12 protein-coding genes are annotated in these 13,053 nt (G+C 68.8%); 8 read left to right on the top strand and 4 right to left on the bottom strand.

Features of this window, described 5'->3' with window-relative positions; all coding sequences use genetic code 11:
* Window positions 1-31 precede the first annotated feature (31 nt).
* Together SFB74_RS08355 and SFB74_RS08350 are read left to right on the top strand one after the other, a co-directional pair.
* Window positions 32-433: a GFA family protein gene (locus SFB74_RS08355; protein ID WP_432730325.1), complete on the top strand. Its 402-nt coding sequence runs from the start codon at window positions 32-34 to the stop codon at window positions 431-433.
* 58 nt (window positions 434-491) lie between these two features.
* Window positions 492-1,118, top strand: a complete 627-nt coding sequence (locus SFB74_RS08350) for a LysE family translocator (protein WP_432730324.1) — start codon at window positions 492-494, stop codon at window positions 1,116-1,118.
* 84 nt (window positions 1,119-1,202) lie between these two features.
* Here SFB74_RS08350 and SFB74_RS08345 read toward each other — a convergent pair whose 3' ends face one another.
* The gene (locus SFB74_RS08345; RefSeq protein ID WP_432730323.1) at window positions 1,203-1,409 is read right to left on the bottom strand and encodes a hypothetical protein; all 207 of its coding nucleotides are present in this window, start codon (window positions 1,407-1,409) and stop codon (window positions 1,203-1,205) included.
* Window positions 1,410-1,689: 280 nt separating this feature from the next.
* Here SFB74_RS08345 and pbpC point away from each other — a divergent pair, with 280 nt between their 5' ends.
* Window positions 1,690-3,954, top strand: coding sequence for a penicillin-binding protein 1C (gene pbpC / locus SFB74_RS08340; RefSeq protein WP_432730322.1), 2,265 nt, complete (start codon window positions 1,690-1,692; stop codon window positions 3,952-3,954).
* A gap of 21 nt (window positions 3,955-3,975) precedes the next feature.
* Here the strand turns inward: pbpC and SFB74_RS08335 are convergent, their stop codons facing one another.
* A complete protein-coding gene (locus SFB74_RS08335) occupies window positions 3,976-4,869 on the bottom strand; it encodes a LysR family transcriptional regulator (RefSeq protein WP_432730321.1) in 894 nt (297 codons plus the stop codon).
* A gap of 347 nt (window positions 4,870-5,216) precedes the next feature.
* On the opposite strand from SFB74_RS08335, the gene SFB74_RS08330 reads away from it, so the two are divergent.
* Window positions 5,217-5,894, top strand: coding sequence for a FadR/GntR family transcriptional regulator (locus SFB74_RS08330; RefSeq protein ID WP_432730320.1), 678 nt, complete (start codon window positions 5,217-5,219; stop codon window positions 5,892-5,894).
* Window positions 5,894-7,216, top strand: a complete 1,323-nt coding sequence (locus SFB74_RS08325) for a CynX/NimT family MFS transporter (protein WP_432730319.1) — start codon at window positions 5,894-5,896, stop codon at window positions 7,214-7,216. Before SFB74_RS08330 ends, SFB74_RS08325 begins: the two co-directional genes overlap by 1 nt.
* A 24-nt stretch (window positions 7,217-7,240) precedes the next feature.
* On the opposite strand, the gene SFB74_RS08320 is transcribed toward SFB74_RS08325, so the two are convergent.
* Window positions 7,241-8,032: a hypothetical protein gene (locus SFB74_RS08320; RefSeq protein WP_432730316.1), complete on the bottom strand. Its 792-nt coding sequence runs from the start codon at window positions 8,030-8,032 to the stop codon at window positions 7,241-7,243.
* Window positions 8,033-8,087: 55 nt separating this feature from the next.
* Between SFB74_RS08320 and SFB74_RS08315 the strand changes: the two genes are divergently transcribed.
* The gene (locus tag SFB74_RS08315; protein ID WP_432730314.1) at window positions 8,088-8,723 is read left to right on the top strand and encodes an ABC transporter ATP-binding protein; all 636 of its coding nucleotides are present in this window, start codon (window positions 8,088-8,090) and stop codon (window positions 8,721-8,723) included.
* Window positions 8,724-8,741: 18 nt separating this feature from the next.
* On the opposite strand, the gene SFB74_RS08310 is transcribed toward SFB74_RS08315, so the two are convergent.
* The gene (locus SFB74_RS08310) at window positions 8,742-9,617 is read right to left on the bottom strand and encodes an oxidoreductase (RefSeq protein ID WP_432730313.1); all 876 of its coding nucleotides are present in this window, start codon (window positions 9,615-9,617) and stop codon (window positions 8,742-8,744) included.
* Window positions 9,618-9,737: 120 nt separating this feature from the next.
* Between SFB74_RS08310 and SFB74_RS08305 the strand changes: the two genes are divergently transcribed.
* Both SFB74_RS08305 and SFB74_RS08300 read left to right on the top strand, forming a co-directional pair.
* Window positions 9,738-10,667, top strand: a complete 930-nt coding sequence (locus tag SFB74_RS08305; protein ID WP_432730312.1) for a LysR family transcriptional regulator — start codon at window positions 9,738-9,740, stop codon at window positions 10,665-10,667.
* Between the two features lie 148 nt (window positions 10,668-10,815).
* Window positions 10,816-13,047 carry an NADP-dependent isocitrate dehydrogenase gene (locus SFB74_RS08300; protein ID WP_432730311.1) on the top strand — a complete coding sequence of 744 codons (2,232 nt, stop codon included), beginning with the start codon at window positions 10,816-10,818 and terminating at the stop codon, window positions 13,045-13,047.
* Window positions 13,048-13,053 lie beyond the last annotated feature (6 nt).

Below are 13,053 nucleotides of genomic sequence, written 5' to 3'. Positions count from 1 at the left end.
TCTCCAGCACCACCATGCGAAGTCCGAGCGTATGAAAAAGACCTATACAGGAGGCTGCCACTGCGGCGCCGTGAGATTCGAGGCCGACATCGACCTGGACCTGGGCACCCTGCGCTGCAACTGCGCGATCTGCACCCGAACGCGCTTCTGGCCCGCCATCGTCGCGACCGATGCCTTCCGGCTGGTCGAAGGAGAGTCCGAACTCAGCGAGCAGATGCTCGACACCCGCAACAGCCACTACATCGTCTGCAGGCATTGCAGCGTGCGCTCCTTCGGCGTGGGCCATTCGCCCGAGACCGGCGAGAGCGCCTACGGCGTGAACGTGACCTGCCTGGACGACGTGGACCTCGACGAACTCGCCAGCTCGCCGATCAGCTACGTGGACGGGCACCGCGGCACCTGGCATGTCGCGCGCACGGCCATCGGCATCTGATCCGAAGAAGAGAATCGAATCGCTTTCCGGAAAAACCACCACCAGGAGACAAACGCACATGTCCATCGAACTCTGGCTCGCCTTCGTCGCGGCCTCCGCCGTCATGCTGATCATTCCCGGGCCGACCATCCTCACGGTGATCAGCTACTCGATGTCGCACGGGCGCCGCGCCAACCTGCCGCTGGTGGCAGCCGTGGCGCTGGGCGACTCCACCGCGCTGGTGGTGTCGCTGCTGGGGCTGGGCGCGCTGCTCGCCACCTCGGCCTTCTGGTTCACGGTGGTGAAGTGGGTCGGCGGGCTGTACCTGCTGTACCTCGGCATCAAGCTCCTGCGCGCGGGCATCTCGTCGGCCGAGATCGCCGCACCGGCGGCTCCCGCCTCGCGGCTGCGCCTGTTCGCCAACACCTACCTGGTGACCGCCCTGAACCCCAAGGGCATCGTGTTCTTCGTGGCCTTCCTGCCGCAGTTCATCAACCCGGCCGCGGACGTGACGCGCCAGCTCTGGGTGCTGGCCGTCACCTTCGTCGTGCTGGCCGCGACCAACGCCACGCTGTACGCGGTGTTCGCGGGATCGGCGCGCAAGCTGCTGTCGTCGCCGCGCGCGCAGCGGCGCTTCAACTTCGCGGGCGGCTCGCTGCTGAGCGCGGCGGGCATCTGGGCGCTGATGGCGCGCCGGCCGGGCTGAGAAACACCCGCGCCGCCTAGTGAAAGAAAAAAGGCCGCGAAGCTCGATGCTTCGCGACCTTTTTCTTTTATGTCGTCCCGCGGATCAGTTGCGGTACGGGTTGTTGGGGCTGCGGTCGTAGCGGTTGGGAACGCCGTCGTTGTCGCGGTCCCTGTCGTAGCGGTTGGGCACGCCGTCACGGTCGCGATCACCGTAGTGCGGGCGCGGCGGCGGCGGGCGGTCGTAGGGTGCGACCACGCAGCCGGCCAGGATGGCCGATGCGGCCAGCAGGATCGCCAATGTCTTCGTCATGCGAGTTCTCCTTGGAATGTTTGTGAAACCGGGGTTCGCCTCCTGCGAGCCGGTAATGCATTGAAGGCCACGCCGGTACGCGCCGGGTTTCCGCATTGAAGCCCTCGCGTGAAGTTCGTTACCGGATGTGGAGCCCGTCCCGGACTCTGGCCCGTGGCCGCGCCGCGGCAAGGCGGCCGGCGGCGCGTTGCGCGGTAGGCGAGGTTCCCGTGGCGCGTCGGCGAGAGAGAATGCCGGCACCCACGCTTTTGCTTTTGGATACCGGTTCTCTTTTCTTCCGATGCAGTCCGCGCCCTCCGTTTTCTCTCGCAAGACCCTCGCAGCCCTGCTGATCGCCGCGGCGTGGGCGCTTCCGGCCCGCGCCGTGGTGAGCTTCGAGGAAGTGAAGCGCGATTTCCGCTCGTCCGACACCGCCGTGCTCGACCGCAACGGCGAGCTGCTGCAGCGCGTGCGCACCGACCCGACCGTGCGGCGCGGCCAGTGGACCGCGCTGGCCGACGTGTCGCCCGCGCTGCGCACGGCCATGGTGCTGAGCGAGGACAAGCGCTTCTACGAGCACAGCGGCATCGACTGGCGCGCGGTCTCGGCCGCCGCGTGGGGCAACCTCTGGAACACGCGCACGCGCGGCGCATCGACCATCACGATGCAGCTGTCGGGCCTGCTCGACGAGGACCTGCGCCGCAACTCGGGCGGGCGCAGCTTCACGCAGAAGATCGGTCAGACGGTGGCGGCCGCGCAGCTGGAGCGCAACTGGCGCAAGGACCAGATCCTGGAGGCGTACCTCAACACCGTGCCGTTCCGCGGCGAGATCGTGGGCATCGACGCGCTCTCGCGCACGCTCTTCGGCAAGGCGCCCAGCGGCCTCGACGCGCGCGAGGCCAGCGTGGCTGCCGCGCTGGTGCGCGCGCCGAACGCCAAGCCCGCGGTGGTGGCGCAGCGTGCCTGCGAAGTGCTGCGCACGATGGAGCCGGAGCGCAAGACCGACTGCGAGGCACTCGACATGTTCACCAGCGCCGCGGTGCAGCGGCGCGCCTTCGAGCCGAATGAAGGAATCGCGCCGCATGCCGCGCGCCGGGTGCTGCGCGAGATTCGGGACGCGAACGCGGCTGCCGCTCCCGTTGCGACCGTCGCCTCCCCGCCGCCGAAAGGCAAGGAGAAGGAAACCGGCGTGCGCACCACGCTGCGCGCGCCGCTGCAGCGCTTCGCGCTCGACACCCTGCAGCGCCATCTGCGCGAGCTTCGCGACCGGCACGTGGAAGACGGCGCGCTCGTCGTGCTCGACAACGCGACCGGCGAGGTGCTCGCCTGGGTCGGCTCCTCCGGTCCGCTGAGCCAGGCCGCCGAGGTGGACGGCGTCACCGCGCTGCGGCAGCCCGGCTCCACGCTCAAGCCGCTGCTCTACGGGCAGGCGATCGCCGAGAAGCGCATCACGGCGGCCTCGCTGATCGAGGACTCCTCGGCGCAGATCAGCACCGCCAGCGGCCTCTACATTCCGCAGAACTACGACCGCCGCTTCAAGGGCCCGGTGTCGGCGCGCACCGCGCTGGCGGCCTCGCTCAACGTGCCCGCGGTGCGCACGCTGGTGATGGTGTCGCCCGAGGCCTTCGCGCGCGAACTGCGCGCCGCCGGCCTGCCGCTGCGGGAGAGCGGCGACTACTACGGCTACAGCCTCGCGCTCGGCAGCGCCGAGGTGTCGCTGCTGTCGCTCACCAATGCCTATCGCATGCTGGCCAACGGCGGGCGCTACGGCATCACGACGCTGACGCCGCGGCCCGCCGAGAAATCGAAAGCCGCGCCGCCGCCTCCGCTGATCGATCCGCGTGCGGCCTTCATCGTCGGCGACATCCTCTCCGACCCCAATGCGCGCACGCGCACCTTCGGGCTCGACAGCATTCTTTCCACCCGCTTCTGGACCGCCGTGAAGACCGGCACCAGCAAGGACATGCGCGACAACTGGGCCGTGGGCTGGTCGCAGCGCTACACGGTGGGGGTGTGGGTGGGCAACGCCAGCGGCGAATCGATGTGGGACGTAAGCGGCACCAGCGGCGCGGCGCCGGTGTGGGCCGAGGTGATGCGCTTCCTGCACTCGCGCGAGCCGAGCCGCGCGCCTTCGCCGCCGCCGGGCCTGGTCGAGGCGCAGGTGAGCTTCGGCCCCGGCGCCGACGGCAATCCACTGGAGGCGGCGCGCAGCGAGTGGTTCCTGCAGGGCACGGAGCAGCCGCTCTTCGCGCTGGACACCGGCATGACGACCGATGCCTCCGCCCCGGCGCGCATCACCGCGCCCGCCGACGGCACCATCATCGCGCTGGACCCCGACATCCCGCCGCAACGCCAGCGCGTGCGCTTCGACTCCGAAGGCCGCGGCGTGCAGTGGCGCATCGACGGCAAGCCGCTCGCGCGCGGCAACACCGTCCAGTGGTTCCCATGGCCGGGGCGCCACGTGATCGAACTGGTGGACGCCGGCGGCAAGGTGGTCGACCAGCGCCGCCTCGAGGTGCGCGGCGCGGGCGTGGTCGCGAAAAACAGCGGCGGCGCGCGGCGCTGACGACTGGCGACTGACGCCGATTCAGGGCGCCCTGAACACGTCGAGGAAGTAGTCGACGAAGGTCTTGACCTTCGGCGTGTTGCGGCGCGCGGGCAGGTAGCTCAGGTGGATGTCGTGCGGCTTGAGATCCAGCGACGGCAGCACCGGCACCAGCGTCTCGCCGTCGATCTGCGGCCGCGCCAGCGACTGCGGCACCAGCGCGATGCCGCGGGCCGACAGCGCGAGGCGCAGCACCATTTCGGGGTCGTCCGACTGGAACACGCTTTCCACGCGCAGGCGGTGTGTCTTCTCGGCGGTCGCGAGGCTGATCTCGCGCTTGCGCCCGTCGGCATCGGTCGTCAGGAAGCGATGCGCGGCAAGGTCGGCCAGGCCCAGCACCGGAGGGTGGCGCGCGAGATAGGCCGGCGCGGCGCACAGCATCAGCGGCTCCTGCTTCAGGTGGCGCGTCACCAGTTCGTCGCTGCCCTCGCGTCCGCAGCGGATGGCCACGTCGGCCGCGTCGCGCAGCAGGTCGGCGTGGTCTCTTGCGGTCTCGACCGTCACCTCCAGCCGCGGATAGGCGGTCATGAAGGCGGGCAGGTGGTTCATCAGCAATTCCCTGCCGTAGTAGTGCGGCACGGCGATGCGCAGCCGCCCCGAGATGGCGCTCCCGTCGGACGAGAGATTGAGCATGACGTCGTCGAGGATCGTCAGCGCATGCTGGGCGGCCGCCAGGAACTCGCGGCCCTCCTCGGTGAGCGCGAAGCGGGTGGCGCCGCGATGCAGCAGCAGGTGGCCGACGGTGGCTTCCAGTCGCTGGAGCTGGCGCGACGCGGAGGCCTTGGGCACGTTGAGCACTTCGGCGGCCGGAGTCAGTCCCCCGAGCTGCGCGGCCTTGGTGAACAGCCGCACGTCCGACAAAGAAAAGTCCTTCATATCGCTTCGACGCGGTCCGTTTTTTCTGGCGCTCCCTGAACGCCCCGCATGACGGTCGGGAAGGGAGGGCCGGACCACGGGGCAGGACAACTTGCGGATTCACAAGCTACCTTTAGTTTCATTCTCTGACAGGACGCTCCGCGCGAGCAACACTTTCGGCAACAGCTGCCCAAGGCCGGGAAAAATTCACTTAATGAGGATAAATCCGCGAAATCGGCTTGCGCGATTCGTAGACAGGGGTTGCGGTTTTCATAAAGGCCATGTGCGGATCAATCGCCGCGTGCAGAATCCGGTTTCTGTTTGGGGGCAAAATTCATCCAATGATTGAACGACCAGGCTCACTCCCGATGCTTGCCCAAGCTCCCCGCACCTCCCTTGCAGACACCGCCGCCGACAGCATCCGCGCCGAGATCTCCGCCGGCCGCTGGGCCGTCGGTTCCCGCATCCCGATCGAGCCGCAGCTCGCGCAGCTGCTGGGCGTGAGCCGGGGCACGGTGCGCGAGGCGGTCAAGACGCTGGTGTCGCGCGGGCTGCTCGAAGTGCGCCAGGGCTCGGGCACCTATGTGCGCTCGGGCTTCGATCCCTCGTCCAGCCTGCAGAAGATGCGGCTCGCCAGCCTGCGCGACCAGTTCGAGGTGCGACGCGCGCTCGAGGTGGAAGCCGCCCGGCTCGCCGCGGTGCGCCACACGGCGCGCGACCTGCGCCGCCTGCACGTGCTGCTCGACAAGCGCGGCACCTTCGATCCCGCCGACAACGGCGCGGCCTTCGTCGAACGCGACCTTGCCTTCCATCTCGCGATCGTCGACATCTCGGGCAACCTCGCGCTGGCCGAAACCTGCCGCTTCATCACGGGCTACATCAAGGAGACCATCGCGAGCTCGCTGGGCAGCGCCCTGCCCGAGCCCGACGAGGCCGCGCACCGCGCCATCATCGAAGGCATCGCCAGCCGCGACCCCGACGTGGCGGCCGCGGCGGTGCGCACCTTCATGGCGCCGATGATCAACGCGCTGGCGCTGGGCTCGTGATGAATTCGGCCACCCTCGCGCGCGGCAATGCCGCAGCCACGCCCTCCTCTTCTTCCCATCATTCCGGCGACGAACTGCTGATCGACGCCGAGGCCGACAGCATGCCCGCGCCGCGCCCCACGCCAGCGCCCACACTTGCGCGCCGCATCCTGCTCGGCGCCAGCGTGGTGCTGATCGCCTTCAACCTGCGCCCGGTGTTCGCCAGCCTCTCGGTGGTGCTGCCGGAAATCATCAAGGCCACCGGCCTTTCCGCCACCGCCGCGAGCCTGCTGACCACGCTGCCCATCGTCTGCCTCGGCGTGTTCGCGCCGCTCGCACCGGGCCTGGGCCGCCGCTTCGGTACCGAGCGCACGCTGCTCGGCTGCATGGTGCTGATCCTGGTCGGCACGGTGCTGCGCGGCACCGGCAACATCCCGCTGCTGTTCCTGGCGTCGGCCATCGCGGGCAGCGGCATCGCGGTGTCGAACGTGCTGCTGTCGGGCCTGGTGAAGCGCGACTTCGCCTCGCAGGCGGCGCTCATGATGGGCCTCTACACCATGGCCGTGTGCGGCGGCGCGGCGAGCGCCGCCGGCCTCACGGTGCCCATCGAGCACGCACTGGGCGGCGGCTGGACCATGGCGCTCGCGATGTGGGCCGTGCCGGCCGCGCTGGTCACGCTGATCTGGGCGCCGCAGGCGCTGCCGCTGAAGCCGGTGGCGAGCGAGTCGGGCTTCACGGTGCGCGGCCTCTGGCGCGACAGGCTGGCCTGGCAGGTCACCTTCTTCATGGGCCTGCAGTCCGCCCTCGCCTACATCGTGATGGGCTGGCTCGCGCCGATCCTGCGCGAGCGCGGGCTCGGCAGCGAAACCGCGGGCTACGTGGTGTCGCTGTCGGTCATGACGCAGGTGGTGACCTGCCTCGTGGTGCCGGCGCTGGCGGTGAAGCTGCGCAACCAGCGCGGCCTGGCCGTCGCGCTGGCGATGCTCACCGTGGGCGCGATGCTGGCGATGCTGTTCGCGCCGCTGGATGGCGTGTTCGGCGTGTGGGCCTGGGCCGTGCTGCTGGGCATCGCGCAAGGCGGCACCTTCGCGCTGGCGCTCACGATGATCGTGCTGCGATCGCCCGATTCGCACGTGGCCGCGCACCTCTCGGGCATGGCGCAGGGCGTGGGCTACATGGTGGCCGCCTTCGGTCCGCTTGTGGCCGGCCTGCTGCACGGCTGGACGGGGAGCTTCCGCGCCTCGTCGTGGCTCTTCATCGGGCTGGGCATCGCGCTCGTGATCGCGGGGCTGGGGGCAGGACGCACGATGCACGTGGGCACGACGACCGTGCCGCGGCACTGAGCGACGGCCGGCCGCCCAACCAGATCACTGCGGCCCGTCGCAGAACCCCGCGCGCTCGGTGGTCTTCGCGGTGAACAGCACGCGCGTGGTGGTTGCGGCGCTGCGCGGCTCGTTCTGCGGCCACTCGGTCTGCACCCAGGTGTATTGCCAGTCGTAGGGCGCGCCGGGTTTGAACGTCTCGCCGTAGGCGATGCGCAGGCTGCCGAAGCTCTCGTCGTGGCAGTGCTTCGAGGTCTTGTATTCCTTCTCGCTGAAGCAGGCGCGGATCATCTTGGAGCACGAGAACGGAATGCCCTCCTGTACCGCCTTGCCGCCTTCGAGCGGCACGAAGTCGGCGGTGTCGAACGACGCGCCGCCGCCCGAATACCCTTCCGACACCGTCTGCAGCACTGCCGCGGCCCACTTGCCCTCCGCCACCGGATAGAGCGCCGGCGCGAGCGAGAGGCGCGCCTCGGACCGGCTGGCTTCGCTGTCCTTCTTCAGGGCCTGCGCGTAGTCGGAGAAATCGTGGAGACGAGCGAGCTGCCAGCCCTTCGCGTCGCCGGCATCGCGCCTGACGCGCGCCATGGCCAGCGGTTCGGCGGAGAGCACCACGTAGTCGCCGGGTGCGGCGCCGCGCGGACGGTAAAGGCCCAGCTGCTGCGCGTTGCAGGGCTGCGGCAACAACGCGCACAGGCGCGTGCGCCATTGCGCATCGAGCGAATCGGGCTTCTTCACCGCATCGAACACCTGCGCCGACGGCGCGGAAAGGTCGGGAGCGGCAAGCACCGGGGCGGCGAACGACAGCAGAGCGAGCAGGCACGGCAGTTTTCTCATGGAGCCGGATGGTAGCCACCGACGGGGGGCGCGGTTGATAAAGTCGCACGCGACCATGAATCCTTCTTCTCCCGCCCTTCTCCGGATCGACGCGCTGGGCTTCGCCTACCCCGACCAACCCGCGCTGGTAACTGGCTGGAACGCATCCGTCGGCCCAGGCGTCACGCTGCTTTACGGAGACACCGGTACCGGCAAGTCGGCGCTGCTCAGCGTGATTGCCGGCGCGCTTCCCGCCTCCGGGCGGCTGACGGTGGCGGGCGCGAGCTTCGACACCGCGCCCGAGGCCTACCGCCGCCAGGTGTTCTTCGTCGCCCCCGAGACCGACCGCTTCGACCAGCTCACCGCCCGCGAATGCACCGCTTCGCTCGCCGAGGGCGACGCGGGCTTCGACCAGGCGAAGTGGCAGGCCATCGCCGACGGCTTCTCGCTGGCTCCGCACCTGGACAAGAAGATGTTCATGCTCTCGACCGGCTCGAAGCGAAAGGTGTGGATGGCGGCCGGGTTGGCATCGGGCCGGCCGCTCATCCTGCTCGACGAGCCGACCGCGGGCCTGGACATGCCCTCGACGCGATGCCTGTGGGCCACGCTCTCGGGCTTTGCGGGTCAGTCGAAGCAAGGGGTCATCGTGGCCAGCGCGGCGCGCATCGACACCGTGCCGCTGGCGGCCACCATCGAGCTACCGCTGGCCTGAAGCCGGCCTTCGGTTGTTTCAGGCCGCCGCGTCGAAGTCGGTGCTGCGGCTCACCGCTTCCCAGGCTTCCATGTCCTTGAGCATCGCCTGCGCATGGGCACGCACCGCGTCGACCGAGTCGCCGCCCAGTTGCAGCCGCAGCGGCGTGTGCTCGGCCTCCAGCGCCTTCGCGATGGCCACCGCGGCCTTGCGCGGATCGCCCGCCTGCGTGTTGTGCATGCTGTGCGCGAACTCGCGGGTGGCGCCGACCACCGGCTGATAGGCCTCGATCACCGGCATGTGGCGCATGCCGCTGCCCGCGAGCTGGGTGCGGAACTGGCCCGGCTCGACGATCAGCACCTTGATGCCGAAGGGCGCTACTTCCTGCGCCAGCGCTTCCGAGGCGCCTTCCAGCGCGAACTTGGAGGCCGAGTAGGCGCTGAAGCCCGCGAACGACAGCTGCCCGCCGAGGCTGGAGATGTTGACGATGGCGCCCGACTTCTGCGCGCGCAGCACCGGAAGCGCGGCACGGGTGACGGCCATGGCGCCGAAGAAGTTGGTGTTCATCAGCGCGCGCAGGTCGGCGTCGCCGGTTTCCTCGAGCGCGCCGACGACGCCGTAGCCGGCGTTGTTGACGAGCACGTCGATGCGGCCGAAGCGCGCCACAGCCGCCTCGACGGCCGCTTCGGCGGCGCCGGCCGCGTCCACGTCCAGCGGCGTGGCCAGCACGCGCTCGGGTGCCAGCGCCACGAGATCGGCAAGGCGGCCGGCGTCGCGGGCGGTGGCGACGACGTTGTGGCCCTGCGCCAGCGCATGTTCGGCGAAGGCGTGGCCGAAGCCGGAGGCGGCGCCCGTGATGAACCAGGTCTGGCGGGCTTGCGAAGAGATGCTGGCGATGTTGGAAGTGTTGGTCATGGTGCTGGCTCCTTGCTTGGTTGTCGGGGGTTGCCGTGAAGGCATGGCGTGACTGTCCCAGCATTCGCACTCGACGACTAGATAGATCAAATCGAATGCACTGTGCGATACGATGCATGAATGGACCGCGCCCTGCTCCCGCACCTCGCCATCGTGCTGGCCGTGCACCGGCGCGGCGGTTTCGCCGCCGCCGCGGCCGAACTGGGCATGAGCGCCTCGGCCGTGAGCCATGCGGTGCGCGCCGTCGAGGACCACCTGGGCCAGCCGATCTTCGCGCGCACCACCCGCAGCGTGCGGCTCACCGAGGCAGGCGCAGGCTTCATCGGCATGCTCTCGCCGGCCATGGGCGAGATCGCCGACGCCGTGGACCGCTTCGGTGAATCGCTCGGGCGGGTGAGCGGCGTGCTGCGCATCAACGCGCCCCACGTGGCGCTGCCGCTGGCCATGACGCCGCTGGTGGCCGAAATGGCGCGCCGCCACCCGGGACTGGTGGTCGAGATCACCTGCGACGACGGCCTGGCCGACATCGTCGCCAGCAGCCACGACGCCGGCGTGCGGCTGGGCCATACCGTTGCGCAGGACATGGTGGCGGTGCGGCTCACCCCGCCCTTCGAGGCCATCATGGTGGCCACGCCGCGCTACCTGGAGGCGGCCGGCGAGCCGCGCAGCATCGAGGCGCTGCAGCAGCACAACTGCATCGGATTCCGCTTTGTCACCTCGGGCGGCGTGTACGCCTGGGACCTGCGCGACGAGGGCGGCGCCCATGTCTCGGTCGAGGTGCCGGGCACGGTGCGCGTCACCGACGCGCTCTACGCCCGCGACCTGGCGCTGGCCGACGTGGGCATCGCCTACATCTTCGAGCCGCTGGTGCGCGCCGAACTGCGCGAGGGCCGCCTGCGCCAGCTGCTGCCGCGCTCGGCCTTCGAGGAGCCGGGGCTGTTCCTGTACTTTCCGCGCCGCGCCGCCCAGGCGCCCAAACTGCGCGCCTTCGTCGACCTGGCCCGGGAAATGCTCGAAAAAGAGGCATCCGGCCAGCCGGAGCCCCGTTAAGACGCGCTTCGCGCCGGGGGCTTCGCAACCCGCATGGCGAAACACGGTCCCGGCGGGCGACAATCGGGGATTCCGGAAAAAAGCGGGCTAGCCCCCGACAGCCGGAAGTTCCAGCCACCCCGACAACCAGGATCTACGGAAGAAGCGCATGAGCTCGAAGCAACCAACCATCGTCTACACCCTCACCGACGAGGCGCCCCTGCTGGCGACCTACGCGTTCCTGCCCATCATCCGCGCCTTCACGAACCCGGCCGGGATCAACGTCGAAACCAGCGACATCTCGGTGGCGGCCCGCATCCTGGGCGAGTTCCCCGAGCTGCTGAGCGACGACCAGAAAGTGCCGGACAACCTCGCCGAACTGGGCAAGCTGACGCTCAAGCCCGAAGCCAACATCATCAAGCTGCCCAACATCAGCGCCTCGGTCGCCCAGCTCAAGGCCGCCATCAAGGAACTGCAGGGCAAGGGCTACAAGATCCCCGACTACCCCGAGAACCCGACCACGGACGAGGACAAGGACATCCGCGCGCGCTACAACAAGTGCACCGGCAGCGCCGTGAACCCCGTGCTGCGCGAAGGCAACTCCGACCGCCGCGCACCCAAGGCCGTCAAGGAATACGCCCGCAAGAACCCGCACAGCATGGCCGACTGGAGCCAGGCATCGCGCTCGCACGTCTCGCACATGCACGGCGGCGACTTCTATCACGGCGAAAAGTCCATGACCCTGGACCGCGCGCGCAACGTGAAGATGGAGCTGATCACCAAGAGCGGCAAGACCATCGTTCTCAAGCCCAAGGTCGCCCTGCTCGACCGCGAGGTCATCGACTCCATGTTCATGAGCAAGAAGGCACTGCTGGCCTTCTATGAAAAGGAAATCGAGGACGCGCGCAAGACCGGCGTGATGTTCTCGCTGCACGTCAAGGCCACCATGATGAAGGTCTCGCACCCCATCGTGTTCGGCCACTGCGTGAAGATCTTCTACAAGGAAGCCTTCGAGAAACACGGCAAGCTGTTCGACGAGCTGGGCATCAACGTCAACAACGGCATGGTCGACCTCTACAACAAGATCGCCACGCTGCCGCAGAGCACGCAGGACGAGATCAAGCGCGACCTGCACGCCTGCCACGAGAACCGCCCCGAACTCGCCATGGTCGACTCGGCCAAGGGCATCACCAACTTCCACTCGCCCAACGACGTGATCGTGGACGCCTCCATGCCCGCGATGATCCGCAACGGCGGCAAGATGTGGGGCGCCGACGGCCGCCTGAAGGACGTGAAGGCCGTGATGCCCGAATCGACCTTCGCCCGCATCTACCAGGAGATGATCAACTTCTGCAAGTGGCACGGCGCCTTCGACCCCAAGACCATGGGCACCGTGCCCAACGTGGGCCTGATGGCGCAGAAGGCCGAGGAATACGGCTCGCACGACAAGACCTTCGAGATCCCCGAAGACGGCGTCGCCAACATCACCGACCTGGACACCGGCGAAGTGCTGATGAGCGAAGACGTGGAGCAAGGCGACATCTGGCGCATGTGCCAGGTCAAGGACGCCGCGATCCGCGACTGGGTGAAGCTGGCCGTCAACCGCGCGCGCAACTCCGGCATGCCGGTGGTGTTCTGGCTGGACGCCTACCGTCCGCACGAGGCGCAGCTGATCACCAAGGTCAAGATGTACCTGCACGAGCACAACACCACGGGCCTGGACATCCAGATCATGAGCCAGGTGCGCGCCATGCGCTACACGCTGGAGCGCGTGGTCCGCGGCCTGGACACCATCAGCGCCACCGGCAACATCCTGCGCGACTACCTGACCGACCTGTTCCCCATCATGGAACTGGGCACCTCGGCCAAGATGCTGTCGATCGTTCCGCTGATGGCCGGCGGCGGCATGTACGAGACCGGCGCGGGCGGCTCGGCCCCCAAGCACGTGCAGCAGCTGGTGGAAGAAAACCACCTGCGCTGGGACTCGCTGGGCGAGTTCCTCGCGCTGGCCGTGAGCCTGGAAGACCTGGGCCTGAAGACGAACAACAAGAAGGCCGCCATCCTGGCCAAGACGCTGGACACCGCCACCGGCAAGCTGCTCGACAACAACAAGAACCCCTCGCCCAAGACCGGCCAGCTCGACAACCGCGGCAGCCAGTTCTACCTGGCGATGTACTGGGCACAGGAGCTGGCCGCGCAGACCGACGACAAGGAACTGCAGGCAGCCTTCGTGAAGCTGGCCGAGACGCTCACCGCCAACGAGCAGAAGATCGTCGACGAGCTGGCGGCCGTGCAGGGCCAGGCCGTGGACATCGGCGGCTACTACCTGGCCGACCCCGTCAAGTTCGCGGCCATCATGCGCCCGAGCGCCACGCTCAACGCGGCGCTGGCCTCGGCATAAGGCCGA

This window comes from Variovorax xiamenensis, assembly GCF_050916385.1.
In the GTDB taxonomy this organism is placed as follows: domain Bacteria; phylum Pseudomonadota; class Gammaproteobacteria; order Burkholderiales; family Burkholderiaceae_C; genus Variovorax.
This window is presented reverse-complemented; position numbering and strand designations above follow the sequence as displayed.